This window comes from Stenotrophomonas maltophilia group sp. vghtpe118, from assembly GCF_052605195.1.
In genome coordinates, this window is sequence record NZ_CP199672.1 from 2,195,319 (window position 1) to 2,219,620 (window position 24,302).

General features: G+C 67.3%; 19 protein-coding genes. 7 read left to right on the forward strand and 12 right to left on the reverse strand.

Annotated features, from left to right (window positions below; genetic code table 11):
- Positions 1-256: 256 nt before the first annotated feature.
- The 3 genes from lpdA to ACUDTM_RS10060 all read right to left on the reverse strand — a co-directional run bounded on the left by lpdA (position 257) and on the right by ACUDTM_RS10060 (position 4,576).
- Complete coding sequence (gene lpdA, locus ACUDTM_RS10050; RefSeq protein WP_065178009.1) at positions 257-2,065, reverse strand: dihydrolipoyl dehydrogenase; 1,809 nt, start codon at positions 2,063-2,065, stop codon at positions 257-259.
- Between the two features lie 106 nt (positions 2,066-2,171).
- A complete protein-coding gene (gene aceF / locus ACUDTM_RS10055; protein WP_188240595.1) occupies positions 2,172-3,893 on the reverse strand; it encodes a dihydrolipoyllysine-residue acetyltransferase in 1,722 nt (573 codons plus the stop codon).
- A gap of 167 nt (positions 3,894-4,060) precedes the next feature.
- On the reverse strand, positions 4,061-4,576 hold the full coding sequence (locus ACUDTM_RS10060) for a DNA-deoxyinosine glycosylase (protein WP_065178007.1): 516 nt from the start codon (positions 4,574-4,576) through the stop codon (positions 4,061-4,063).
- Positions 4,577-4,762: 186 nt separating this feature from the next.
- Between ACUDTM_RS10060 and ACUDTM_RS10065 the strand changes: the two genes are divergently transcribed.
- The 3 genes from ACUDTM_RS10065 to glpK all read left to right on the forward strand — a co-directional run bounded on the left by ACUDTM_RS10065 (position 4,763) and on the right by glpK (position 8,678).
- Entirely contained in the window at positions 4,763-5,398 is a 636-nt protein-coding gene (locus ACUDTM_RS10065; RefSeq protein ID WP_005419535.1) for an OmpW/AlkL family protein, read from the forward strand.
- Between the two features lie 193 nt (positions 5,399-5,591).
- A complete protein-coding gene (gene glpD / locus ACUDTM_RS10070) occupies positions 5,592-7,076 on the forward strand; it encodes a glycerol-3-phosphate dehydrogenase (RefSeq protein WP_088496545.1) in 1,485 nt (494 codons plus the stop codon).
- Between the two features lie 102 nt (positions 7,077-7,178).
- Positions 7,179-8,678: a glycerol kinase GlpK gene (gene glpK / locus ACUDTM_RS10075; RefSeq protein ID WP_049413243.1), complete on the forward strand. Its 1,500-nt coding sequence runs from the start codon at positions 7,179-7,181 to the stop codon at positions 8,676-8,678.
- Between the two features lie 177 nt (positions 8,679-8,855).
- On the opposite strand, the gene ACUDTM_RS10080 is transcribed toward glpK, so the two are convergent.
- Together ACUDTM_RS10080 and ACUDTM_RS10085 are read right to left on the reverse strand one after the other, a co-directional pair.
- Positions 8,856-9,650 (reverse strand): MetQ/NlpA family ABC transporter substrate-binding protein, encoded by a 795-nt coding sequence (locus ACUDTM_RS10080; protein WP_049413241.1) that lies wholly within the window; start codon positions 9,648-9,650, stop codon positions 8,856-8,858.
- Positions 9,651-9,676: 26 nt separating this feature from the next.
- Positions 9,677-10,648 carry a helix-turn-helix transcriptional regulator gene (locus ACUDTM_RS10085; protein WP_061479894.1) on the reverse strand — a complete coding sequence of 324 codons (972 nt, stop codon included), beginning with the start codon at positions 10,646-10,648 and terminating at the stop codon, positions 9,677-9,679.
- Between the two features lie 80 nt (positions 10,649-10,728).
- Between ACUDTM_RS10085 and ACUDTM_RS10090 the strand changes: the two genes are divergently transcribed.
- Positions 10,729-11,331, forward strand: a complete 603-nt coding sequence (locus ACUDTM_RS10090; protein ID WP_188240593.1) for a hypothetical protein — start codon at positions 10,729-10,731, stop codon at positions 11,329-11,331.
- Positions 11,332-11,437: 106 nt separating this feature from the next.
- Complete coding sequence (locus ACUDTM_RS10095) at positions 11,438-12,214, forward strand: DUF481 domain-containing protein (protein WP_049413237.1); 777 nt, start codon at positions 11,438-11,440, stop codon at positions 12,212-12,214.
- A gap of 75 nt (positions 12,215-12,289) precedes the next feature.
- On the opposite strand, the gene hemC is transcribed toward ACUDTM_RS10095, so the two are convergent.
- The 5 genes from hemC to mdoH form a co-directional block, all read right to left on the reverse strand.
- Entirely contained in the window at positions 12,290-13,201 is a 912-nt protein-coding gene (gene hemC, locus ACUDTM_RS10100) for a hydroxymethylbilane synthase (RefSeq protein ID WP_072167227.1), read from the reverse strand.
- A gap of 567 nt (positions 13,202-13,768) precedes the next feature.
- Entirely contained in the window at positions 13,769-14,500 is a 732-nt protein-coding gene (locus tag ACUDTM_RS10105) for a LytR/AlgR family response regulator transcription factor (protein WP_061478104.1), read from the reverse strand.
- 10 nt (positions 14,501-14,510) lie between these two features.
- Positions 14,511-15,554: a sensor histidine kinase gene (locus tag ACUDTM_RS10110; RefSeq protein WP_005419547.1), complete on the reverse strand. Its 1,044-nt coding sequence runs from the start codon at positions 15,552-15,554 to the stop codon at positions 14,511-14,513.
- Positions 15,555-15,557: 3 nt separating this feature from the next.
- On the reverse strand, positions 15,558-16,217 hold the full coding sequence (locus tag ACUDTM_RS10115) for an alpha/beta hydrolase (protein WP_005419549.1): 660 nt from the start codon (positions 16,215-16,217) through the stop codon (positions 15,558-15,560).
- Between the two features lie 50 nt (positions 16,218-16,267).
- Positions 16,268-18,193 carry a glucans biosynthesis glucosyltransferase MdoH gene (gene mdoH, locus ACUDTM_RS10120; RefSeq protein ID WP_072167230.1) on the reverse strand — a complete coding sequence of 642 codons (1,926 nt, stop codon included), beginning with the start codon at positions 18,191-18,193 and terminating at the stop codon, positions 16,268-16,270.
- A gap of 496 nt (positions 18,194-18,689) precedes the next feature.
- Between mdoH and ACUDTM_RS10125 the strand changes: the two genes are divergently transcribed.
- A complete protein-coding gene (locus ACUDTM_RS10125) occupies positions 18,690-20,723 on the forward strand; it encodes a TonB-dependent receptor domain-containing protein (RefSeq protein ID WP_252744764.1) in 2,034 nt (677 codons plus the stop codon).
- Between the two features lie 60 nt (positions 20,724-20,783).
- Here ACUDTM_RS10125 and ACUDTM_RS10130 read toward each other — a convergent pair whose 3' ends face one another.
- On the reverse strand, positions 20,784-20,954 hold the full coding sequence (locus ACUDTM_RS10130; RefSeq protein WP_172412093.1) for a hypothetical protein: 171 nt from the start codon (positions 20,952-20,954) through the stop codon (positions 20,784-20,786).
- Between the two features lie 214 nt (positions 20,955-21,168).
- Between ACUDTM_RS10130 and ACUDTM_RS10135 the strand changes: the two genes are divergently transcribed.
- Positions 21,169-21,555 (forward strand): DUF2628 domain-containing protein, encoded by a 387-nt coding sequence (locus tag ACUDTM_RS10135; RefSeq protein ID WP_088496120.1) that lies wholly within the window; start codon positions 21,169-21,171, stop codon positions 21,553-21,555.
- 77 nt (positions 21,556-21,632) lie between these two features.
- Here ACUDTM_RS10135 and ACUDTM_RS10140 read toward each other — a convergent pair whose 3' ends face one another.
- Positions 21,633-24,164, reverse strand: coding sequence for a methyl-accepting chemotaxis protein (locus tag ACUDTM_RS10140; protein WP_088496119.1), 2,532 nt, complete (start codon positions 24,162-24,164; stop codon positions 21,633-21,635).
- Between the last annotated feature and the right edge of the window lie 138 nt (positions 24,165-24,302).

Sequence of the window (24,302 nt, forward strand, 5' to 3'; positions counted from 1 at the left end):
CCACTCCCTCCGCGTGTCATGCATCCAGGCGGCCTGAGCACCGACTCTCGACTTTCCGCAAGCCGAGCCGCTGCGCGGGTGGCAGGCATTTGGACAAAGTAAAGGAGGAGGCGACCGCCGCAGGCGGGCGACGGGGGACATTTGTCCAAATGCCTGCCACCCGCGCAGCGGCCCGAACGCTCGCAACGGCGTCGAACGAAGAAACAAAAAGCCCCGGCAGATGCCAGGGCTTTTCGTTCGTGAAGGCGCAGGCGCCTTACTTCTTCTTCGGCATGTACAGATCGGTGATCGTGCCGTCGTAGATTTCCGAGGCCATCGCCACCGATTCGCTCAGCGTCGGGTGCGCATGGATGGTGTGGCCGATGTCTTCGGCTTCGGCACCCATCTCGATGGCCAGGCCGATCTCGGCCAGCAGGTCACCGGCATGCACGCCAACGATCGCGCCGCCGATGATGCGGTGGGTCTCCTCATCGAAGATCAGCTTGGTGAAGCCCTCGGTGCGACCGATGCCGATCGCGCGGCCGCTGGCGGCCCACGGGAACTTGGCCACGCCGACCTTCAGGCCCTTGGCCTTGGCTTCGGTCTCGGTCACGCCCACCCAGGCAATTTCCGGGTTGGTGTAGGCCACCGACGGAATCACCCGGGCCACCCACTCCTTCTTGTGGCCAGCGGCCACTTCGGCGGCCAGCTTGCCTTCGTGCGTGGCCTTGTGGGCCAGCATCGGGTTGCCGACGATGTCGCCGATGGCAAAGATGTGCGGCACGTTGGTGCGCATCTGGCGATCAACCGGGATGAAGCCACGCTCGGTGACCTGCACGCCGGCCTTCTCGGCATCGATCTTCTTGCCATTCGGCGAACGCCCGACGGCCACCAGCACACGGTCGAAAGTGCCCTGCGCCAGCGCCGGCGCCTGGCCTTCCTCGGCCGCCTCGAAGGTCACGGTGATGCCCTTGGCATCGGCAGTGACGCCCGAGGCCTTGGTCTTCAGGTGCACTTCGATGCCCTGCTTCTTCAGGCGGTCGGCCAGCGGCTTGACCAGGTCCTTGTCGGCGCCCGGCATCAGCTGGTCCATGAACTCGACCACGGTGACCTTGCTGCCCAGTGCGCTGTACACAGTGGCCATTTCCAGGCCGATGATGCCGCCGCCGACGACCAGCAGCGAGCCCGGCACTTCGGCCAGCTCCAGCGCGTCGGTGGAATCCATCACGCGCTTGTCGTCCCACGGGAAGTTCGGCAGCTTCACCGCCTGCGAACCCGCGGCAATGATGCACTTCTGGAAGCGCAGCAGCTGGGTGCTGCCGTCTGCGGCGGTGATCTCCAGTTCGTTGGCCGAGATGAACCTGCCGACGCCCTGCACGTTGCGGACCTTGCGCTGCTTGGCCATGCCGGCCAGGCCCTTGGTCAGCTGGTTGACGACCTTTTCCTTGTACTGGCGCAGCTTGTCCAGGGTGATGGTCGGCTTGCCGAACTCGACGCCGAAATCGCCGGCGTGGGCCACTTCGTCGATCACCGCGGCGGCGTGCAGCAGCGCCTTGGACGGAATGCAACCGACGTTGAGGCAGACGCCGCCGAGGCTGGCGTAGCGCTCGACCAGCACCGTGTCCAGGCCGACGTCGGCGGCGCGGAAGGCGGCGGTGTAGCCGCCCGGGCCGGAGCCCAGCACGACCATTTCGCATTCGATGTCGGCCGGCTTGCCACTGGACAGCGCCGGCTTCGGTGCCACCGGCTCGGCCGGGGCGCGGTGCGAGGGGGTCACCGGCGGCTTGCTGGCCGGAGCGGCCGCAGCCGGAGCCGGCGCAGCGGCCTTGGCCGGGGCATCGGCGGCGCCTTCAGCGTCCAGTACCACGACCACGGCGCCTTCGGACAAGGTGTCGCCCAGCTTGACCTTGATCTCCTTGACCACGCCGGCCGCCGAGGACGGCACTTCCAGGGTGGCCTTGTCCGACTCCAGGGTCACCAGGCCCTGGTCCTTCTTCACCGTGTCGCCGACGGCGACCAACACTTCGATCACCGGAACATCGCTGTAATCGCCGATGTCGGGAACCTTGACTTCAATCGTGGCCATGGTGGTTTTCCTTGTGCCCGGCCGGCAGGGCCGGCGGGCTGTCACTGCATCTGTTCACGCGGCCGCGCCAGGGGCAGCGGCCGCACGGTGGGGGCGAAGCGATGCCTTACAGCAGCACGCGGCGCATGTCGGCCAGCACCTGCGACAGGTACGTGGTGAAGCGTGCGGCCAGGGCGCCGTCGATGACGCGGTGGTCGTAGCTCAGCGACAGCGGCAGCATCAGCTTCGGCGCGAACTCCTTGCCATTCCAGACCGGCTGGATGGAGGACTTGGACACGCCCAGGATGGCCACTTCCGGTGCATTGACGATCGGAGTGAACGCGGTGCCGCCAATGCCGCCCAGCGAGCTGATCGAGAAGCAGCCGCCGCTCATGTCGGCCGGGCCCAGCTTGCCGTCGCGCGCCTTCTTGGCCAGTTCGCCGGTTTCCTGCGCGATCTGCACCACGCCCTTCTTGTCCACGTCGCGGATGACCGGCACGACCAGGCCGTTCGGCGTATCGGCGGCAAAGCCGATGTGGAAGTACTTCTTCAGGGTCAGGTTTTCACCGCTGGCGTCGAGCGAGGCGTTGAATTCCGGGAACTTCTTCAGCGCCGCGGCGCTGGCCTTGATCAGGAAGGCGAGCATGGTCAGCTTGATGCCGGCCTTCTCGTTTTCCTTGTTCAGCGCCACGCGCAGGCCTTCCAGGTCGGTGATGTCGGCCTGTTCGAACTGGGTGACGTGCGGGATCATCGCCCAGTTGCGGGCCAGGTTCGCGCCGGAGATCTTCTTGATGCGCGACAGCGGCTGCACTTCCGTCTCGCCGAACTTGCTGAAGTCGACCTTCGGCCACGGCAGCAGGTTCAGGCCACCGCCGGCAGCGACGGCAGCACCACCGGCAGCCGGCACACCACCGCTGAGCGCGGCCTTGACGAACTTCTGCACGTCACCCTTGGTGATGCGGCCGCCCTTCTCGGTGCCGTTGATCTGCAGCAGGTCCACGCCCAGCTCGCGGGCGAACACGCGCACCGCCGGGGTGGCGTACGGTACCTTGGCCGGCAGCACGCCATCGGCGTTGAACTGCACCGGCGGGCTGGACGGGGTGCCGGCCGAGGCGATCTCGCGCGCCGCCAGCTTGTCCGGCTGTGCCGGCACAGCGACCGGCTCGACCTTGGTGGCGGTCTCGGCGGCAGCCGGAGCAGCGGCAGCCGCCGCCTTGGTCGGTGCCGGCGCGGCAGCGCCTTCGGCTTCAATGATGGCAACCACGTCGCCCTGCGACAGATTGTCGCCCACCTTGACCTTGATCTCCTTGACCACACCGGCCACAGACGACGGCACCTCCATCGTGGCCTTGTCGCTTTCCAGCGTGACCAGGCCCTGGTCCTTCTTGACCGTGTCGCCGACGGCGACCAGCACTTCGATGACCGGAATTCCGGCGTAGTCGCCGATGTCCGGCACCAGCGCTTCCACTGCGCCACCGCTGGCGGCCGGAGTGGCCGGAGCGGCCGCCGCAGCAGCGGCGGGGGCCGGCGCGCTCTGGGTGGCGGCAGCCGGGGCAGCGGGCTTGGCCGGTGCCGGTGCGGCGGCGGCCGGCGCGGCGGCTTCGCCTTCGGCCACTTCGATCAGCGCCACGACCTTGCCTTCGGACAGGCTGTCGCCCACCTTGACCTTCAGTTCCTTGACCACGCCTGCCACCGAGGACGGCACTTCCATGGTCGCCTTGTCGCTTTCCAGCGTCACCAGGCCCTGGTCCTTCTTGACCGTGTCGCCGACGGCGACAAGCACCTCGATTACCGGGATATCGCTGTAGTCACCGATATCGGGGACAAGTGCTTCCTTGATTTCGGCCATGGGGATAACTCCGGCAATCTGGTGTAGGGAAACGTCTATTGTGCGGCCAGCGGGGTCCAGCGCCAACCGTTACAGGTGTTTTCAGTACGCACGCAGCCGGGACAGGCTGTTGCCCACGGGTCCCGGCCGCGACCAGTCGGTAGCGTATTGTCCGGACGATGTCCGCTTCATGTCGCCAGTGCGTCTGCAACCGGCTGCCAGGCCTGGCGCAGGCGCGGCAACGACCACGCCGCATTGGCCGGGCTGGTCGAGGGCAATGCAACCACCTGTGGCGGGGCCTCCAGCTGCGGCAGCACCCAGCGCTGGAACGCCTGCCATGATGCAGCGCCATTGCAGCCGATCAGCGTCAGCTCAGGCAACGTGGCGATCAGTTCCGGCAGTGCATTGGCCACTTCCGTGCCACGCACGATGTCCGCATCCAGGCTGCCTCGGCGCTCGCAGCGACCGATCACATCCCACAGGCCGATGCCCGCGGCATTCAATGCCTGCAGCCGCGCGGCGTAGGCCAGATCCGCGTCGAAACCACAGATGTCGGCCATCAGCGGCCAGAAGCGGTTGCGCGGATGGGCGTAATAGCGCTGCTCCTGCAGGGACGCCACGCCCGGCATCGAGCCCAGCAGCAGCACCCGGCACTCCACGTTCACCTGCGCTTGCAGGCCAATGCACAACGTTGCTGTGCTCACATCTTCTCCAACTGCATGAATGTCCCCGAGCGCCAGAAACCCCATGAATAAAGGCGTTCCGTACCCGTCGCTGAACAAGGGAAACTATTTTTTAACGTGCGTCGGATTCGATTCATGTTGGGGCGACTACGGTGTGCTCGCCCCGCAACCGGGGGCCCAAAACAAGAAACATTAGGAGATACCCCCATGCGCTCCATCCGTATCCTGAGTCTCGCCCTGCTGACCTCCGCCGCCTTCGCGCCGGCCGCTTTCGCCCAGGACAGCAGCAGCACCGACACCGCGTCGGGCAAGCATTTTGCCGTTGTTGGCGGCATCTCGCTGCTGGAACCGAAGAACGATCCGATCTCCGGCGTGAAGAAGACCGATGGTGGCCCGGCGCCGACCGTCAGCTTCAGCTACTACATCAACGACAACTGGGCCGTTGAGCTGTGGGGCGCCGCTGACAAGTTCGACAACAAGTTCAAGGGCCCGAACAACGCCCGCCTGGGCTCGGTCGAGCAGCAGCCGGTCGCGCTGAGCGGCCAGTACCACTTCGGCCAGGCTGACAACGTGTTCCGTCCGTTCGTGGGCGTCGGCTACTACCAGTCGAGCTTCAGCAACGAGAAGCTGGGCAACGGCGCTGACACCGACATCCGCTTCAAGGATGCCAAGGGCGTGATCGGCACCGTCGGCGTCGACATGAACATCAACTCCACCTGGTTCGCCCGTGCTGACGCCCGCTACATGCGCGCCCGCCCGGACATCAAGGTTGGCGGCGAGAAGATCGGCGAAGCCAAGATGGATCCGTGGACCGTCGGCTTCGGCATCGGCGCCCGCTTCTGATCCAGGCTGCACCCGCTTCACTGATGCAACGCGACGGGCCCTTCGGGGCCCGTCGTCGTTTCCGTCACCGGCGTTCCGCGTGTAGAGCCGAGCCCGCGCTCGGCTGCTTTTTTGTAGAGTCGAGCTTGCCCGGCTGACCCGAAAAGCAGCCGAGCATGGGCTCAGCTCTACACAAACAGGACGCGAAGACACGATGGACGACGTCGACCTGCTGGTGATCGGTGGCGGCATCAACGGTGCCGGCATCGCCCGTGACGCCAGCGGCCGCGGCCTGCGCGTGCTGCTGTGCGAGCAGCACGACCTGGCCGCGCATACCTCCAGCGCCAGCAGCAAGCTGATCCACGGCGGCCTGCGCTACCTGGAACAGGGCGAGCTCGGGCTGGTGCGCAAGGCGCTGGGCGAACGCGAGGTGGTACGCCGGCAGGCGCCCCATCTGGTCCATCCATTGCGCTTTGTGCTGCCGTGGGAACCCCATCTGCGCCCACGCTGGATGCTACGCGCGGGACTGTGGCTGTATGACCACCTGGGCCGTCGCAGCCCGGCATTTCCCGCCTCGCGCGCCCTGGACCTTCAGCGCGATCCGCTCGGCCCCTGGCTTTCCCCGGATCTGCGGCAGGCCTTCAGCTACGCCGACGCGCAGGTCGATGACGCGCGACTGGTGCTGCTCAACGCCCTGGATGCCGCGCAGCGGGGCGCACAGGTGCGTGTACGCAGCCGCTGCATCGACCTGCAGCCCTTACAGGGCCGGTGGCAGGCCGTGCTGGAATCCGCTGATGGCCAGCAGCAGGTGACCGCGCGCGCCGTCGCCAATGCGGCAGGGCCGTGGGCCGGCGGCCTGCTGGAACGGATGGAGGCACGCAGTGGCGGCCCCGCGCTGCGGCTGGTACAAGGCAGCCACATCGTCCTGCACCGGCCCTGGCCCGATGACAGCGCGTGCCTGCTGCAGCAACCCGATGGACGCGTGGTGTTCCTGTTGCCCTTCGCCCACGACCACCTGCTGGTTGGCACCACCGACACCGACTATCGCGGCGACCCGGCGCGCTGCAGCGTGCTGCCTTCAGAGGTGGCGTACCTGTGCGAAGCGGCCAATCGCTACCTGCATGAACCCATCGCGCCGGAAGATGTGGTCTGGCAGTTCGCCGGTGTCCGCCCGCTGCTGGCCGATCCCGATCCGCGCGCGGCAAGACTCAGCCGCGATTACCGCCTGCAGCTGCAGGTGGACCCGGCACCGGCGCTGCATGTGCTGGGCGGCAAGCTGACCACCTACCGGGTGCTGGCCGAGGAAGCGCTGGAGCTGCTGCGGCCCGCCCTGCCGCAGATGGGAGCGGCGTGGACGGCAAACGGAGACCCGCTGCCAGGCAGCGACTGGGGCGACGCCGCGCAGGCGGGCGCGCATCTGCAGGTATCGGCACCCTGGTTGCCCGCAGGTATCGCGCGACGCTGGGCCGGGGCCTATGGCAGTCGCAGCGCGGAACTGCTGCAGGGTGTACGGGGCCTGCACGATCTTGGCGAGGCGTTTGGCGGCGGCCTGCATGCCCGGGAAGTGGCCTTTCTGCGCGAGCAAGAGTGGGCGCGCACTGCCGAGGACGTGCTGTGGCGAAGGAGCAAGCTGGGGTTGCGGCTGGACGCTGCGCAGGTGACACGGCTGCAGGCGTGGATGGAACACTCCACTGTGTAGAGCCGAGCCATGCTCGGCTGCGTTGTGCAAATGCAGCCGAGCATGGCTCGGCTCTACAGAGAGAAAGGTAAGTTACCCTGACTGCTCTACCGGAGACGCTGCATGACGCCCCGCTACGTGCTGGCCATCGACCAGGGCACCACCAGTTCGCGCGCGATCCTGTTCGACCGTGCCGGCGACATCATCGGCAGCGCGCAGCGCGAGTTCGCGCAGATCTTCCCGCAACCCGGCTGGGTCGAGCATGACCCGCGCGAGATCCTTACCAGCGTCTATGCCACGCTGACCGAACTGCTCAGCCGCGGGCAGATCGACCCGCGTCATATCGCCGCACTGGGCATCACCAACCAGCGCGAAACCACCGTGGTCTGGGACCGTGCCACCGGCCAGCCGATCCACAACGCCATCGTCTGGCAATCGCGGCAGAGCCACGCCATCTGTGAACGCCTGAAGTCCGAAGGCCATGAAGCGCTGATCCGCGAGCGGACCGGCCTGCTGATCGATGCCTATTTCTCTGCGACCAAGGTGCGCTGGATCCTCGACCACGTGGAAGGTGCGCAGCAGCGCGCCGAACGTGGCGAGCTGCTGTTTGGCACCATCGACAGCTGGCTGGTGTGGAACCTCAGCGGCGGCCAGGCGCATGTGACCGACTACAGCAACGCGGCGCGCACGCTGTTGTTCAACATCCACACGCTGGACTGGGATGACGATCTGCTGGCCCTGCTCGACATCCCGCGCGCGATGCTGCCGCAGGTGCGCGACTCCAGTGCGGTGTACGCACACACCCGGCCGCAGTTCTTCTTCGACCACCCGATCCCGATCGCCGGCATCGCCGGTGACCAGCAGGCGGCACTGTTCGGCCAGGCCTGTTTCCAGCCGGGCATGGTCAAGAACACCTATGGCACCGGTTGCTTCATGTTGATGCATACCGGCGCGCAGGCGGTGCGGTCGCGCAACGGCCTGCTGACCACCATTGCCTGGGGCCTGGACGGGCGCGTGGAGTATGCGCTGGAAGGGTCGATCTTCATCGCCGGCTCGGTGGTGCAGTGGCTGCGCGACGGACTGCGCATGATCGAACGCGCCAGCGACAGCCAGGCACTGGCCGCGCAGGTGCCCGACAGCGGCGGCGCCTATCTGGTGCCGGCGTTTGTCGGCCTGGGTGCACCCTATTGGCGCAGTGATGTGCGCGGTGCGATGTTTGGATTGACCCGTGGCACGCGCAAGGCGCACTTCGTGCGCGCCGCGCTGGAAGCGATGGCCTACCAGACCCGCGACGTGCTCGATGCCATGCAGTCCGATGCCGGTATCGCGCTGACCGAACTGCGCGCCGATGGCGGTGCGATCGGCAACGACTTCCTGGCCAGCTTCCAGGCAGACATCCTCGGTGTGCCGCTGCTGCGGCCGCGGTTGACCGAAACCACCGCGCTCGGTGCGGCCTATCTGGCCGGCCTGGCCGTCGGGTTCTGGTCCAGCCGCGAACAGATCGCTGCACAGTGGGGCCTGGACCGGCGCTTCGAGCCACAGATGGAGGTGTCGCGGCGCGAGAAGCTGTATGCGGGATGGCAGCAGGCGGTTGCCGCCACCCTCGCCTTCCACGTCGATTGAAACTGCAATGCCCTGCCCTGCTGCGGCACGTGGAGTGACACGGTAGAGCCGAGCCATGCTCGGCTGCCGTTGGTGAAATGCCGGAAACAGCAGAGCCGAGCGTGGGCTCGGCTCTACAGGGAAGGCAGTGTCGACCAAGGTCGACACCCACCATTCAAATCAACAGATCAGCCGCAATCAGAACGCCGGCAGCACCGCGCCCTTGTACTTGGTCTCGATAAAGGCCTTCACCTGCGGGCTGGTCAGGGCCTTGGCCAGCTTCTGCACACGGGCGTCGTCCTTGTTGTCCGGGCGCGCGACCAGGAAGTTCACGTACGGCGAATCCTTGCTCTCGATCGCCAGCGCATCCTTGGTCGGGTTGAGGCCGGCGTCCAGCGCATAGTTGGTGTTGATCAGGGCCAGATCGACCTGGTCCAGCACGCGCGGCAGCATCGCCGAGTCCAGCTCGCGGAACTTCAGGTTCTTCGGGTTGGCGGTGATGTCACGCTGGGTCGACAGCGCGTTGGCCGGGTCCTTCAGTTCGATCACGCCGGCCTTGTGCAGCAGGATCAGCGCGCGGCTGTTGTTGCTCGGATCGTTCGGGATCACCACGTCGGCACCGTCGCGCAGCTCGGCCAGCGACTTGACCTTGCGCGAGTACGCACCGAACGGCTCGATGTGCACGCCGATCACCTTCACCAGGTCGGTCTTGCGGTCGCGGTTGTAGGCATCCAGGTACGGCTCGGTCTGGAAGTAGTTGGCGTCCACCTGCTTCTGCACCAGCTGGTCGTTGGGCTGCACGTAGTCGTTGAATACGCGCACGTCCAGGTCCACGCCTTCCTGCTTGAGGATCGGCTTGACCACCTCGAGGATCTCGGCATGCGGCACGGCCGTGGCGGCCACCACCAGCTTCTGCGAGGGCTCGCCGGACTTGCCGCAGGCGGTCAGGGCCAGCGCAGCGGCGAGCAGGGACAGCAACAGGGTCTTCTTCATGGGGGACGGGGTTCTCGGGGGGAGTGTCAGGATTTTTCGTAGTTGCTCAGGGCCAGCTCAAGCAGCGCCTTGGCCTGCTCGCGCAGCATGATCGGCTCGATGATCTCGGCATCCGAACCATAGTGCAGCACGTCCATCAGCAACTCTCGCGAGACGCTGTACGGCACCTTCAGTTCGTAGCGGCCATCGGCCAGGAAACGACCCTGCTGCTTGGAATGCCAGTGCTCGTCGGCCACCCAGCGCGCAGCCTTGGCGCTGAACAGGATGGTCGCCCAGCCCTTCGGGGCACCCGAAAAAATGCCATAGCTGGCGCCGAGCTGCTCGTCCAGCTCGCTGTCGGCGACATCGCGGGCGGCATTGTCGATTACCCGTGCCTTGTGGATGCGGTCCACCGCGAAACTGCGCAGCGCCTCGCGGTCGTGGTCCCAGGCATCCAGGTACCAGTTGTCGCGATAATGGGTCAGGCGCTGCGGCGAGACGGTGCGCTTGGTCGGCTCGTCGGTGGAGCGGGCGCGGTATTCGAACGCCAGCTGGCGGCGCTCCAGCACCGCCGAGGCCACGCTGCGGAAGCTGCCTTCGTCGAACTTGCGGCCACGGTGCGGAATCACCCGCACGCGGTCGACCGGCCAACTGGAAACACCGGCCTGCGCCGCCAGCAGGCTCTCGATGCGCTGCTGCAGCGGCGCCAGCACCGACGACAGCACGCCGCCGCCGGTACGCGCCAGCAGGTGCTGCGAGGCCAGCAGGGCATGCAGCTCCTCCGAGCTGAGCCACAGGCCGGGCAGCTCGAAGCGGTCGCTCTCGTCGGCCTGGTAGCGGAAGCCGGCCTCGCCGTCGCCCTCGATCGGTGCCATCAGCGCATCGCGCAGGAAGGCCAGGTCGCGATAGACGGTGGCACGGGAACAACCGAGCTTGTCCTGCAGGGTCGCCACCGTCACCGGATAGCGCGCGGACTTGAGCAGACGATGCAGGGCGGTGATGCGTTCGTATCGGTCCATACCCCCGATTATGTCCGAGTCGCGGGTCTTGTGTGGAACGTTTGGGCTATCGTGGTCGCCCCCACCCCGTGGAATGCCCGATGCGCCGGTTGCCTGCCCTGTCCCTGCTGGCCTGCCTGCTGCTGGCCGCCTGCGATCGCGCGCCGGCGCCGGCGGGCCCCGAGGCCCCGGTACCCGCCGCCGATCCGGCACAGGCGGTGCTGGGCGCCAGCCAGCGTTTCGCCGCCCTGCGCAGCTTCCACGCCGAACTGGAGGTGCTGGGCGCGCCGCAGCGGGTACGCAGCGCCATGGACTTCGTTGCACCCGACCGTTTCCGGGTGGAGACCCCGGCCGGGCCGCAGACCATCATCGGCGACACCCTGTTCCTGCAGGCCGACGGTGCGATCCGCCAGGTGCCGGCCCCGCCCGGCCTGCTCGAGCAGTGGCGCAACCCGCTGCCGGCCGACGCCCTGCCCGCCGACCTGAAGGCCGAAGACCTCGGCAGCCAGGCGCTGGATGGGGTCGAGACCCGTCACTACCGGCTGCGCGGCAGCCAGCCCGGCGAACGCCTGGAGTACTGGGTGGATGCCCAGGGCCTGCCACGCCAGATCGTGCGCAGCGGCAGCAGCAATGGCCGCAGCTTCCAGCTGCGCCTGCGCTATTCGCGCTTCAACGACCCCGCATTGCGTGTCGATCTGCCCTGAACAGGCGATCGCGGCAACGTTCGCTGAAGCACGCTTTGGATCGATTCGGACCGCCATCACGCTTCCAGTATCATCACCGGCTGTTAACCGTTCCGGAGAAGCCTCGATGTCCCTGCGCGTGTCCCTGCTGATCCCCCTGCTGCTGTGTGCGCCGCTTGCATACGCGCAGGATGCCTCCGAACTGGCGGCGATGTCCTCGCCGTGGAGTGGCAGCGGCGGCGAGCTCGGCTTTGCCTCGGCACGCGGCAACAGCAGCACCGAGAGCTTCAACGGCCGCCTGCGCCTGCGCTACACCGACGGCGACTGGGTGCACAGCATGGACCTGTTCGGCCTGCGCTCCAGCTCCAAGGTGACCGAGACCAATGACGACGGCACCACCACCCGCCGCAGCAACACCACCGCCAACCGCTACACCGGCAGTGCGGGCAGCGCGCTGCAGCTGGGCGAGCACCGCCAGCTGACGGCCACGGTGCGTACCGAGCGCGACGACTTCGCCACCTACGACCGCCAGAGCTCGTTCGGTCTGGGTTACGGCACCCGCCTCTGGAACACCGAGCGCTTTTCGTTCGACGCGCAGATCGGCCCCGGCGTGCGCCGTACCCACAGCACCGAGGATGACCGCACCCGTACCGGCATGATCGGCCGTGGCCTGTTCGACCTGAAGTACTCGCTGACCGACAACACCGACCTGGTGAACACGCTGCTGGTCGAGTCCGGTTCGTACAACACCTTCGGCCAGAACGACTTCGGTGTCTCGGTGAGCATGAACGAGCACCTGGCGCTGAAGGCCGGCTGGCAGGCGCGTTACAACAGCGACGTCGCTGTCGACAAGCGCAAGACCGATACGCTGACCACGATGAACGTGGTCTACAAGTTCAAATAAGCAGAACGGGCGCCCAGGGCGCCCGTTCTTCTTCCGGTAGTGCCGGCCGCTGGCCGCGGCACTACCTGCGATGGCTCAGACGTTCAGCAGTTCGCCAGCACCATCGTCCAGCAGCAGCTTCGCCACCTGCTGGCCCAGCGCTTCCGGATCGCGGGCCGGACCCACCGCTTCGGCACGCACGGCGCGGCCATCACTGGCGCTGCCGACCAGGCCCTGCAGGTGCAGGTCGTCGCCCTGCCACTGCGCGATCGCCGCCACCGGCACGTGGCAGCTGCCATGCAGCGCGCGGTTCATGGCCCGCTCGGCTTCCACGCAGGCGCGCGTGGCGGCGTCATCAAGCGTGGCGAACAGCGCCATCAGGCGCGTGTTGCCTCCGTCGCACTCCACCGCCACCGCGCCCTGCGCCGGCGCCGGCAGCCACTGCGGCGGTTGCAGGCGCGCGACGATGCGCTCGCCCAGGCCCAGGCGCTCCAGGCCGGCCACCGCCAGCACGATGGCGTCGTAGCCACCGTTGTCGAGCTTGGCCAGGCGAGTATTGACGTTGCCGCGCAGGTCCAGCAGTTCCAGGTCCGGGCGCAGCGCGCGCAGCTGGGCCTGGCGGCGCAGCGACGAGGTGCCGACCCGCGCGCCGATCGGCAGCGCGTCCAGCGAGGCGTACAGGTTGGAGACGAAACCATCGGCCGGGTCGTGCCGGGTCAGCATCGCCGGCAGCGCGAAGGGCGCATCCAGTTCCATCGGCACATCCTTCAGCGAGTGCACGGCGCAGTCGGCCTCACCCCGCAGCATGGCCAGCTCCAGTTCCTTCAGGAACAGGCCCTTGCCACCGATGGCGGCCAGCGAGCGGTCCAGCACCTCGTCACCGCGGGTGCTCATCGGCACCAGTTCCACGTGCAGGCCGGGGTCGGCCTGGCGCAGGCGGTCGGCGACGTGTTCGCTCTGCCAGAGGGCGAGCGGGCTCTTGCGGGTAGCGATGCGGACAGTTTCCATCCGGTCATTATCGCGCCTTCGGCGCGGATACGGCCAACGGCGGAGCCCCTCGTGGCTGGCTGGGGGGCGTGAAAGCAACAGCCGTGCTTGGCCGGGCGGGAGGGACTGCGCAGGGGCCGCTGCAAGTACGTCCATGTAAGCTCGGTCGCCGCATCCATGCGGCTCACGCCCCTGCGCAGCCCCTCCCGCCCGACCTCTGACAGTTTCCGTGTGCGCCAGCCACGGAAGATCAAAAGAAAAGAGCAGAAGCAAAAGCAACAGCCGGCCGCTTCCGGGGTCAGATCCCTTTTCCGCAGGAAAAGGATCTGACCCCTCTTCCCCCCTCGATAACAACAATGCCTTTGCCGTCCGTCACCGGGAAATTCGCGAGGGTGAGGCGGGATGGGCGGGCGGGACCGTTGGCGCCATGGATGGCGCCATCGAGCCCCCATGGATGGGTTTACGGCGTGTCCCGCCCGCCCATCCCGCCTCACCCAACACGCAACAACACAGAGCCGACAACCCGCTGTTGCTGTTGCTGTTGCTGTTGATTTCGCAGCAGTCGCGGCCGCAGGCCGCGCGGAACACTCACAGATGCCGCAGTTCCTGCTTCAGCGTCGCCACGCACCGGCGGCTGACTTCCAGCGGCTGCTTGCCATGCCGCAATACCGCCTGCACCTGCCCGCCCGAGCCCCGACGCAGCTCCACCAGCTCGTGGCGTGCCACCAGGCAGTTGCGATGGATGCGGATGAAACGACTGGCGAACTCTTCTTCCAGCGACTTCAGCGATTCCTCGATCAGGTCCTCGCCGCGCGCGTGGTGCACCACCACGTACTTCTCCTCGGCCTGCAGGTAGTGGATATCGTCCAGCGGAATCAGGCGCAGGCTGCCGCGCAGGCGTGCGCACAGCACGCTGCGTGCCTGCTGCCCGCTGTGCTCCTGTGGCCGGCCACCGCGGCCGGCCAGGAACGTGCGCGCACGCGCGATCGCCGCCGCCAACCGTTCGGCACGCACTGGCTTCATCAGGTAGTCGATCGCCGCGGCCTCGAACGCCGACAGCGCATGCGCGTCGTAGGCGGTGCAGAACACCACCGCTGGCCGGGGTTCGAAGCTGGCCAGGTGGCGGGCCGCTTCCAGGCCATCCAGCCCGGGCATCGCGATATCCAGCAGGACCAGGTCCGGCTGCAGCTCCGCGCACGCGTGCAGGGCCTGCTCACCGTTGCCGGCCTCGGCCACCACGTCCACGCCGTCCTGTGCCGCCAACAGGCTGCGCAGGCGCTCGCGCGCCAGCGGTTCGTCGTCGGCGATGACTACCCTCACGATCGTTCCCTCACTGGATCGGCACTGTCACCTGGCAGGCATAGTAGCCCTCGCTCCAGCCAGCCGTCATCCGCGCGGTGCTGCCGAAGCGCCAGGCCAGCCGATGGCCGATGCTGTGCTGGGCATGGCCGGCGCCGCGTGCCAGCGCCAGCCCCGGCGCCTGCGGATCGGGTGCCGGGTTGCGTACGCGGATCTGCAGTTCATTGCCCTCGCGCGCCAGCTGCAGTTCGATGGTGCCGCCGTCGGGCAGGCGCGAGATGCCATGCAGCACGGCATTTTCCACCAGCGGCTGCAGTACCAGCCTTGGCAAGGGCAGGTCCCATGGCAGCGGCTCGTCGCGCTGCCAACGCACCTGCAGGCGTTCACCCAGGCGCAGCGATTCGATCGACAGGTAGCGCTCGGCCAGCTCGCATTCGTCGCGAAGGGTGGAATCGCCCTCGCCCGCCCCCAGCGCGGCACGGAACAGATCGGACAGGTCCAGCACCGCGCGCTCGGCGACTGCCGGGTCACGATGCAGCAGGCTGGCGATCAGGTTCATGCTGTTGAACAGGAAATGCGGGCGGATACGCGCCTGCAGCGCGTCGGCCTGCGCGCGCGCGTTGGCCTGCACCTGCGCGGCCCAGCGATCGCTTACGTAGAAGTAGCGCAGCGCCAGCGCGGCGATCAGCGCCGTGGTTGCCGCGCTGCCGAGGGTGAAACGCCAGAAGCTGATGCCGCTGGCGAAGCTGTCGCCCAGCACCGCGTACAGCGCGTGCACGATGCCAGCGCAGACCACCGCGATCAGGGTGGCCAGCACGGTCGCCGCAATAGCGCCCAGCACCGGCGGCAGCCGCGACAGGGTCTGCCGCAGCAGGCACAGGCTGGCGGTCACCGCCAGCGCCAGCCACAGCGCGAATCCGCTGGCCGACAGCAGTTCGCCGAAGGTCCAGTGACGGCTGCCGTCCGGCGCCAGCGCCAGTACCACCACCACCAGCTCGGCCAGGCCGAGCATCGCCGCCAGCCGTGGCAGGCGGCACAGTTCCGGCATCCACGGCGGTGTGCTGGCCGGCGACATGGCTCAGGCGGCGCCCAGGCGTTCCTGCAGCCAGTCACCCAGTGCCTGGATCTCCTCGGCACAGACCTGGTGGGCCATCGGGTAACTGTGCCACGCCACATCCAGGCCCAGCGTACGCAGCGCCTGCGCGCTGTGCGCTGCGACGGCCTGCGGGATCACCGGGTCGCCACTGCCATGGGCCATGAACACCGGCACCTGCACCGCGCCGTCAACACGCGTGGCGCTGTCGGCTTCGGGCAGATAGGTGGACAGCGCGATCAGGCCGGCCAGCGGCGCGGTACGCGAGAGCGCGGCCGTCAGGATGATCGCCCCACCCTGCGAGAAGCCTGCCAGGAAGATCTTCTCCGGCGCGATGCCGCGCTCGATCTCGCGCGCGATCAGTGCGTCCAGCTGCACCACCGATTCCTGCACGCCGGCCATGTCGGCGCGCGAACGGAAGTCCATGCCCACGATGTCGTACCAGCCGCGCATCGGCACGCCGTTGTTGATCGTGATCGGCCGCACGGGTGCGTGCGGGAACACGAAGCGCAGCGCCGGCCAGTGCGGCCGCACCAGTTCCGGCACGATCGGCGCGAAATCATGGCCGTCGGCGCCGAGGCCGTGCAACCAGATCACCGACCACTGCGGCGAGGCGCCGGTTTCCTGTTCCACCGTTTGCAGCATGATGCGGCTCCTTCAAGTTCGAGCCGCATTATGCCGCTGGCGCGGGGCAATCAGTACAGCGGCGGTTGCTCGGCCGCTTCCCGCCGCAGCTGCGCGGCGCGTACCAGCACCGGTGGCGGAATGTTCTCTTCCGGAATATCGAGCAGGCCGAGGCGATGCAGGAAAGCACCGGGGCCGCGCGAGGAGGTCAGCGCCACCACCGGAACGGCCAGAACCATGCCGATCACCACCGGCGCCATCCAGGCCGCCAGCGACGGCGATACCGCCCAGGCCAGCACGCCCATGAAGGCGCCGAACACACCCAAGCCACCGTAGCCACGGATCAACGCCATCCACGAGATGCCGCCGTCGTCACGCTGCTGCGCGTCCCAGCCGGAATCGCGCCCGGACAACACTTCGGCCACGCCGCGTGACTGCACGTACATCACCACCGGCGCCATCAGCGCGGCGAGCACGGTTTCCACCAGCATCGATACGAAGGCACGGATCGGACCGCCACAACCGCGGCGGTCGACCGGGTCCAGCAGCATTGCCAGGTAGCCGAGCACCTTGGGCAGCAGCAGCACCGCCATGGTGGCGGCGAACAGGCGCACCACCTGCTCTTCATCCTGTGCGCGCCAGTACACGCTGGGCGACAGGTGCAGCAGGGCGTTGAAATCGATGCCTTCCTGGAACAGCGGGATGGCGATGCCGATCAGCATCAGCATCGCCCACATCGGTGCGGTGAAATAGTGGCCGATGCCGATCAGCATGTGCGTGCGGCTGATCCAGTGCAGCCCGCGGCTGCCGACCACCTTGCCGTGCTGCAGGTTGCCCTGGCACCAGCGACGGTCGCGCACGAGCAGGTCGGTCAGCGTCGGCGGGCCTTCCTCGTAACTGCCACCGAGGTAGGGCACCATGTGCGCGGCCCAGCCGCCACGACGCATCAGCGCCGCTTCGACGAAATCGTGGCTGAGCACGTGGCCGCCGAACGGCTTGCGCCCCGGCAGCGCCGGCAGGCCGGCGTGGTCGGCGAAGGCACGGGTACGGATGATGGCGTTGTGGCCCCAGTAATTGCTCTCGGCACCGTGCCACCAGGCCACGCCGCGGGCGATCACCGGCCCGTACACGCGGCCACCGAACTGCTGCATGCGCGCGAACAGGGTGCGGCCGCCGATCACCGACGGCAGGGTCTGGATCAGTCCGACGTCGGCGTTGTGTTCCATGCCGGCCACCAGGCGCACGATGCTGTCGCCGGTCATCAGGCTGTCGGCATCAAGGATCAGCATCTGCGGATAGGCACCGCCGAAGCGGCGGACCCAGTCAGCGATGTTGCCGGCCTTGCGCCCGCTGTTGTCACCACGTCGACGATAGAACAGGCGCGTCTGCCCCTCCGGCACACGCTCGCGCAGCTCGGCGAACACCTGTTCCTCGGCAGCGGCGATGTCCTCGCGGCGGGTGTCGCTGAGCACGAAGAAGTCGAAGCGGTCGAGCTGGCCGGTGGCCGCCACCGACTCGTAGATCGCCTGCAGGCCGGCCAGCAGGCGGCGCGGGTCTTCGTTGTAGGTCGGCATCAACAGCGCAGTACGGCTGTGCACGGCCGGCAACGGCTTGTCCGGGTCGATGCCGAGCCGATAGCCCCGGTCGAACACAGCGGTCAGGAAGCCGGCCAGGGCGCTGGCAAACGAGAGCGCGATCCAGGCAAACAGGCCGACGAACAGCACCAGCAGGCAGGCTTCGAGCACGCTGATGCCATTGGCCGACAGCACCCGCCACATCATCCGCGTAGCCACGGCGGTCATGCCGAGCGTGCCACCAAACAGGTACAGCCGGCGCAGGCCGATCAAGCGCGGCGAGGTGCGATGCCGCCGGACCTTCAGCGCGCCTTCGCGCAGGGTCTGTTCGGGCATCGGCAACGGCGATTCAGCGGGCAGCAGCGCCCAGCCGGCATCGAGCCGGGGCGTTCCTGCTTCCGCTTGGATGGTCTGCACCCCCATCGTCGCTTACTCCGCGCCGTCGGCACGGCCGGCCATCCCGGCCGGGCTGCATGCACCAAGGTTCCCGGCGCGCTTTCCCGGCGCCCGCACTTGTCCTGGCTGTGTCGGCCTCACGCCGCACAGTCGATGTCTGTCACTACCGGAACCCACACGATCTCCAACGGGGCGGAATCGAAAATGCGGCCCAGTCTAGGGCCCAGAATGTAAGCCGGGTGCGAAGGTCTACACCGGGATTTGTCCCCATTCAGCAAATAGCAGGCGATCACGCCAGGGCATGGCCAGATGTCACTGCATCGCCCCCGGTACTGGATCGTAACAAACGCGAACGGTTATCATTTAATTAACCAGGCAGGTCACCGTCCTCCGCACGGCCGCGACCCACCCAGCTGCGCCGGTCCAGACCGCGCACCCGACGACCCACGGAAGGGGGGGCTGCCTGCTGTCTGCCTGCGCCTGCTGCTTCCACCGGGTCACCCCACCTCCCATGGAAGCCGTCATGTCCCTGTCGTCCCGTTCCCGTTCCGCGCGCCTGCCGCGCACCCGCCTGGCCACCGCCTGCCTGCTGGCCCTGCCCGGCCTGGCCGCCGCAGAGGCCGCCGCCGATGCCTCCACCAAGGACCTGGATACCGTGGTGGTCACGGCTTCAGGCAGCCAGCAGTGGATCAAGGATGCCCCGGCCAGCATCAGCGTGATCAGTCGTGAGGACATCGAGCGCCAGCCGGTACCGGACCTGGCCGCCCTGCTCAGCCGCGTACCGGGCGTGACCGGCGGCCTCAGCGCCGTCGGCGAGCAGTCCAAGATCAAGCTGCGTGGCATGCCGTCCAACTACACGCTGGTGCTGGTGGACGGCAAGCGCATGGGCAGCTCGGCCTCGACCAACTATCGCCCCGACCTCGGCCGCCAGGACCTGAACTGGATCTCGCCGGACCAGATCGAGCGCATCGAAGTGGTGCGCGGGCCGATGTCGTCGCTGTATGGCTCCGATGCGATGGGCGGGGTGATCAACATCATCACCCGGCGCATCGGCGACGAATGGAACGGCAGCGCCACCCACAGCTACACCCGCCCGGCTGACGGCAAGCGCGGCGATACCCAGCAGATCGGCGCCACGTTCTCCGGACCGCTGGGCGAACGTTTCGGCCTGCGCATCGGCGCCAACAGCATGCGCCGCGATTCGGACCGCTCCAACGGCGGTGTCTACGGCAACGCCTATGCCGGCGAGAAGGACCGCAATGTCGATGCGTTGCTGCAGTGGAAGCTGAGCGACGCACAGGAACTGTCGCTGGAAGCCGGGCACGGCGTGCAGCAGGCCTTCATCGATGCGTCGCTGGAAAAGCAGGACGAAGGTGCGTGGGGTGCCAGTGAGCTCAAGCGCAGCTCGCTGGCGCTCAACCACGATGGCAAGTGGCGCTTCGGCAATTCGAAGATCAGTGCGTACTGGACCGAGTACAGGAACGACATCGGTGCTGCCGGCCGTTCCGAAGCGACCGATACGATCATCGACGGCAGCCTGACCACGCCGTTCACCCTCGGCGTTGAACACCAGTTCGCCGTAGGCGGCCAATGGAAGCGGCAGGAGCTGACCAACACCGACACCATCGGCCGCGCACCGATCGACTATGCCGGCAACGCGGTCAGCGGCTCCACTCTGGACGTGGACACCTGGGCGCTGTTTGCCGAGGACGAGCTGAAACTGCACCGCACCCTGGCCCTGACCGTGGGCGCGCGCCTGGACCATCACGAGCAGTTCGGCGGCCACGTCAGCCCGCGTGCGTACCTGGTCTGGCACCCGGCCCAACAATGGACGATCCGCGGTGGCGTCTCCAAGGGCTTCCGTGCGCCCAGCCTGACCGAGAACTCGGCCAGTGCCGCTACCCAGTCCGGGGGCCGCGGCTGCACCTCGCTGATTCCGCTGGGCTATACCCGCGGCGGGTGCTACATGGCCGGCAACCCGGACCTCGATCCGGAGACCAGCACCAATCGCGAGATCGGCATCAGCTTCGACAATGACCTGATCGATGTCGGCGTGACCTATTTCCACACCGACTTCCGGAACAAGATCGAGTACGCACCGCTGGGCCGGTTCAACGGCATCTGGTGGACGCGCATGAGCAACGTACAGCGCGCGCGCACCCGCGGCATGGAAGGCAACCTCAACGTCCGCTTCGGCGAGCAGTGGCGCTGGCGCACCTCGGCGACCTGGATGAAGGAAGCCAGGAACCTGACCACCGGCCGCAACCTGATCGATACACCGGAGTTCTCCGGCTATTCGTCGCTGGACTGGGCGCCCAGCACGGTGTTTTCCGGCAGCCTGTCGGCGCAGTACACCGGCAGGCAGACCGGCACCGCCACGACCTTCCTCAAGGCCTATACGCTGTATGACCTGACCGCGGCATGGAACGTCAACGAAGTGCTGACCCTGCGCGGTGGCGTCAGCAACCTGGCCGACAAGAAGCTGTATGCGGAAGGCTCCACCGACTACTTCGTCGCCGGGCGCAGCTACTTCCTGAGCGTGACCGCGCGGTTCTGACCGGCGGCACGCGCCGTGATCGCGCTGGCGACATGCCAGCGCGATCGACGGTGTTGCGGGTTACTCGCTTTCCAGCGCGGTCGGTGCCGCATCCCGCGTGGCGGCCGTGCGCGCACGGTCCATCGCCACCGCCAGTTGCTGGCGTGCGAGCAGTTGTTGTGCCTGCACCACTTCAGGTGTCGGCAGGAGCACCGGTCCCGGTGCGTTTTCCGGTGTAGCAGCTGTAGTCATGCAACCTCCATGGACATCCCGCCACCGCACGGGCTCAGCCGGGGCGGCAGCGGAACTGCGCACCCTATCCTAAAAACAAGGCGGGTGGGTGACGGCGCGGCGCTTAGGCGCAGGCGCGGGAACAAGGCAGGCGTCACATTCTTGACGCTAGCGCTTGGATCCTGAATAGGACTTGTCCTATCATGAAAACGTTTTCTCACAGGGATGTTTCCCAATGAATACCACCGACCTGTCCCAGTTCAGCCCGAAGTGGCAGTTCCGCTTCAACTTCTTCCGCCAGCACGGCGCCCCCAAGAACCCCGGCTTCAAGCAGGCTTGGAAGGCACTGTCCTTTGGTGACCGCCTGAAGATCAACCTGAACTTCTTCGCGTTGTTCTTCGGTGCCATCTACCTGCTGATTCTCGGCATGTGGCGCAAGGCACTGGTGGTGATCGGCATCAACATCGCGCTGGCCATCGTCAGCATGTTCCTGCCGGATGTCGTCGGGCGCATGGTGTTCATCGCCATGAACCTGCTGGTCGCCTCCAGCACCAACTACAGCTACTACCTGGAAAAGGTGGAAGGACGCGCCAGCTGGAATCCGTTTGAAGGAATGTTCTGAGCCATCAGACCTGCGCAGGATGCGCGGCAAGGATGCATGCGACGCCCGGCAGCCGCCGGGCGTCTTCGTTTCCGGCATCAGGCCGCGCGGCGGGCCATGCCCTCTGGCTCGGCCTGCAGGCGGAAGCGCGACACCGCCACTGCCAGCTGCTCGGCCTGCTCCTCCATCGCACGGGCGGCGGCACTGGCTTCCTCCACCAGCGCGGCGTTCTGCTGGGTGGTTTCGTCCATCTGCACTACGGTCTGGTTGACCTGCTCGATGCCGGCAGACTGTTCGCGCGACGCGGCCGAGATCTCGGCCATGATCTCGTTGACCCGGCCGACCTGACCGACGATGTCCTGCATGGTGCGCCCCGCACCGTGCACCAGCTGCGCGCCGGCACCGACCTGGGCCACCGAGGCGTCGATCAGCTCCTTGATCTCCTTGGCAGCACCCGCCGAGCGCTGCGCCAGCGCCCGCACTTCACTGGCCACCACTGCGAAGCCACGGCCCTGTTCACCGGCGCGCGCCGCTTCCACTGCGGCGTTCAACGCCAGGATGTTGGTCTGGAACGCGATGCCATCGATCACCGAGATGATCTCGGCGATGCGCTGCGAAGACGCCTCGATCTGCTCCATGGTGTGCACCACCTGGCTGACCACCTGGCCGCCTTCGCTGGCCACGCTGGCTGCGGAACCGGCCAGCGTGTTTGCCTGCAGCGCATGGTCGGCGTTCTGGCGCACGGTGGAGGTCAGTTCTTCCATCGACGCGGCGGTTTCTTCCAGGTTGGCGGCCTGCTGCTCGGTGCGGCGCGACAGGTCACTGTTGCCGGCGGCGATCTCACCGGCGGCCAGGCGGATGCTGGCCGCCGACTGCTGGATCTGGCCGACGATCTGGGTCAGCTGCTGCACGGTGCTGTTGGCATCGTCGCGCATCACCGCAAACACGCCGTGGAAGTCGCCCTGCATGCGGGCACTGAGGTCACCGGCGGCGATCGCGCGCAGCAGCGTCGACAGTGCCGCCAGGTTGTGGTCGCTGACCTGCATCATTGTGTTCAGGGTCTCCACCATGCGGCGGAAATCATGTTCGAAGCGCAGTGCATCACCGCGCACGGCGAAGTCACCGGCGGCGGCGGCGGCGGCCAGTTGCTGGATCTGCTCGTTGATCGCGGCAAGGTTGCGCTTGGTGGTCGCCATTGCGGCAGTGAATACCGCCTTCTCGCCCGGCAGCGCTTCCATGTCCACGCTGAGGTCGCCCACGGCATAGCGCTGCATCACTTCAACCAGGCGCTGGGTGACCGCATTGCTGGAGGCCACCAGCTGGTTGCTGTCGGCCACCATGCGGCCGTACTCGCCCGGGAAGGCCGCAGCATCCATGCGATAGCTGAGTTCACCGGCATCGTGGCGGCGCGCCATTTCGGCCTGCGCAGCCATCACCGACTGCAGCTGCCCACGCATGCCCTGCATTGCGTCCAGCAGGCGCCCCACTTCGTCGTTGCTGCGCGCCGGCAGCGTGCTGTCCAGCTTGCCGGCGGCGACATCACCGGCCACGCGTACCGCTTCGGCCAACGGGCGGATTGCCAGGCGGCGCAGCAGCACGTAGACGCCGGCGCTGAGGGTCAGCGCGGCGATCACGCCGACCAGCAGGGTCAGCCACAGCAGCTGGCGTGCCTCAGACACGATCACCGCATGCGGCATCACCACGCCCAGCGCGAAGCGTTGCGGGGCGTCGCCCACGCGCAGCGGCACATACACGCGTACGTTGCCGGCCGCGTCGGGGCTGAAGGCCTCGAACGGACGGTCGGCGGCGATGTCGGCCAGCATGCTGCGGGTCAGTGCATCGTTGCGCGGCTTGCCGATCTCGGCGGCATTGGCCGAGGCCAGCACCACGCCCTTGGGCGACAGCAGTTCGACGCGGCCAGCCCCCATCGGCTTCAGCGTTGACAGGTGCTTCTGCAGCGCTGCCAGCGAGAAGTCGACGGTGAACACGCCCAGGAATCTGCCGTTCTCGATGATCGGCGTGCTCAGGGTGCTCATGAGCACCTTCTGGCCGGCGATGTCATAGGCGTAAGGTTCGCTGACCTTGGGCAGCTTGTCGCGGCTGGGCACCATGTACCAGTCACCGGAACCGCTGGCAGTCTCGGTGTAGTCGGTCATCACCGACTGCTGCGGTTTGCCGTCTTGCCAGGCCCAGTAGCTCATGTAGCGGCCGGTGGCATCGTGTGCTTCGGTATTGACGAACTCCGCATCCTTGCCGTCGAAGGCATCGGCCTCCCACATGGTGCTCTTGCCCAGCCATTGAGGATGAGCACGCAGCTGTTCGCCGAGCACCGCCGCCAGGCTGGCGCGGTCGGGTATGTCACCACGGGCACGCTGGGCCAGCACGGCCTCGACCATGGCGTCATTGCTGGCGAAAGCCGTGCCCAGATCAGCCGCCACCTGGCGTGCCTCAGCGTTGGCCTCGCTGGTCATGGTCTGGCGCGAGGCGCTGATCAGACTGGCGCTGGCCTGCCGGTAGATCAGGAAGGCGGTCAGGCCGAAGCACAGCAGCGCGATCACAGCGGTGCCCAGCATCAACTTGTGGGCGATGCTGCCCGGGCGTTGGGCAGCGGCAGAGCGGGAAGAAGACATGGGAGGGTCCGCAAGGCAGTTCAGGACGACCGGCACCACGAGGGCACCGCGCAGGCGCGCGATCCGTCGCGCAGGCCACCGGCCGCCGGGGCGCGCCCGGCGCTGGAAGCGCACTGGGTTAGCGGCCGCCCGCCAACG

Excerpts from the sequence above, each read along its gene's own strand:
- lpdA (WP_065178009.1), bottom strand. The coding sequence starts at position 2,065 with ATGGCCACGATTGAAGTCAAGGTTCCCGACATCGGCGATTACAGCGAT.
- aceF (WP_188240595.1), bottom strand. The coding sequence starts at position 3,893 with ATGGCCGAAATCAAGGAAGCACTTGTCCCCGATATCGGTGACTACAGC.
- ACUDTM_RS10065 (WP_005419535.1), top strand. The coding sequence starts at position 4,763 with ATGCGCTCCATCCGTATCCTGAGTCTCGCCCTGCTGACCTCCGCCGCC.
- glpD (WP_088496545.1), top strand. The coding sequence starts at position 5,592 with ATGGACGACGTCGACCTGCTGGTGATCGGTGGCGGCATCAACGGTGCC.
- glpK (WP_049413243.1), top strand. The coding sequence starts at position 7,179 with ATGACGCCCCGCTACGTGCTGGCCATCGACCAGGGCACCACCAGTTCG.
- ACUDTM_RS10080 (WP_049413241.1), bottom strand. The coding sequence starts at position 9,650 with ATGAAGAAGACCCTGTTGCTGTCCCTGCTCGCCGCTGCGCTGGCCCTG.
- ACUDTM_RS10085 (WP_061479894.1), bottom strand. The coding sequence starts at position 10,648 with ATGGACCGATACGAACGCATCACCGCCCTGCATCGTCTGCTCAAGTCC.
- ACUDTM_RS10090 (WP_188240593.1), top strand. The coding sequence starts at position 10,729 with ATGCGCCGGTTGCCTGCCCTGTCCCTGCTGGCCTGCCTGCTGCTGGCC.
- ACUDTM_RS10095 (WP_049413237.1), top strand. The coding sequence starts at position 11,438 with ATGTCCCTGCGCGTGTCCCTGCTGATCCCCCTGCTGCTGTGTGCGCCG.
- hemC (WP_072167227.1), bottom strand. The coding sequence starts at position 13,201 with ATGGAAACTGTCCGCATCGCTACCCGCAAGAGCCCGCTCGCCCTCTGG.
- ACUDTM_RS10110 (WP_005419547.1), bottom strand. The coding sequence starts at position 15,554 with ATGTCGCCGGCCAGCACACCGCCGTGGATGCCGGAACTGTGCCGCCTG.
- ACUDTM_RS10115 (WP_005419549.1), bottom strand. The coding sequence starts at position 16,217 with ATGCTGCAAACGGTGGAACAGGAAACCGGCGCCTCGCCGCAGTGGTCG.
- mdoH (WP_072167230.1), bottom strand. The coding sequence starts at position 18,193 with ATGGGGGTGCAGACCATCCAAGCGGAAGCAGGAACGCCCCGGCTCGAT.
- ACUDTM_RS10125 (WP_252744764.1), top strand. The coding sequence starts at position 18,690 with ATGTCCCTGTCGTCCCGTTCCCGTTCCGCGCGCCTGCCGCGCACCCGC.
- ACUDTM_RS10130 (WP_172412093.1), bottom strand. The coding sequence starts at position 20,954 with ATGACTACAGCTGCTACACCGGAAAACGCACCGGGACCGGTGCTCCTG.
- ACUDTM_RS10135 (WP_088496120.1), top strand. The coding sequence starts at position 21,169 with ATGAATACCACCGACCTGTCCCAGTTCAGCCCGAAGTGGCAGTTCCGC.
- ACUDTM_RS10140 (WP_088496119.1), bottom strand. The coding sequence starts at position 24,164 with ATGTCTTCTTCCCGCTCTGCCGCTGCCCAACGCCCGGGCAGCATCGCC.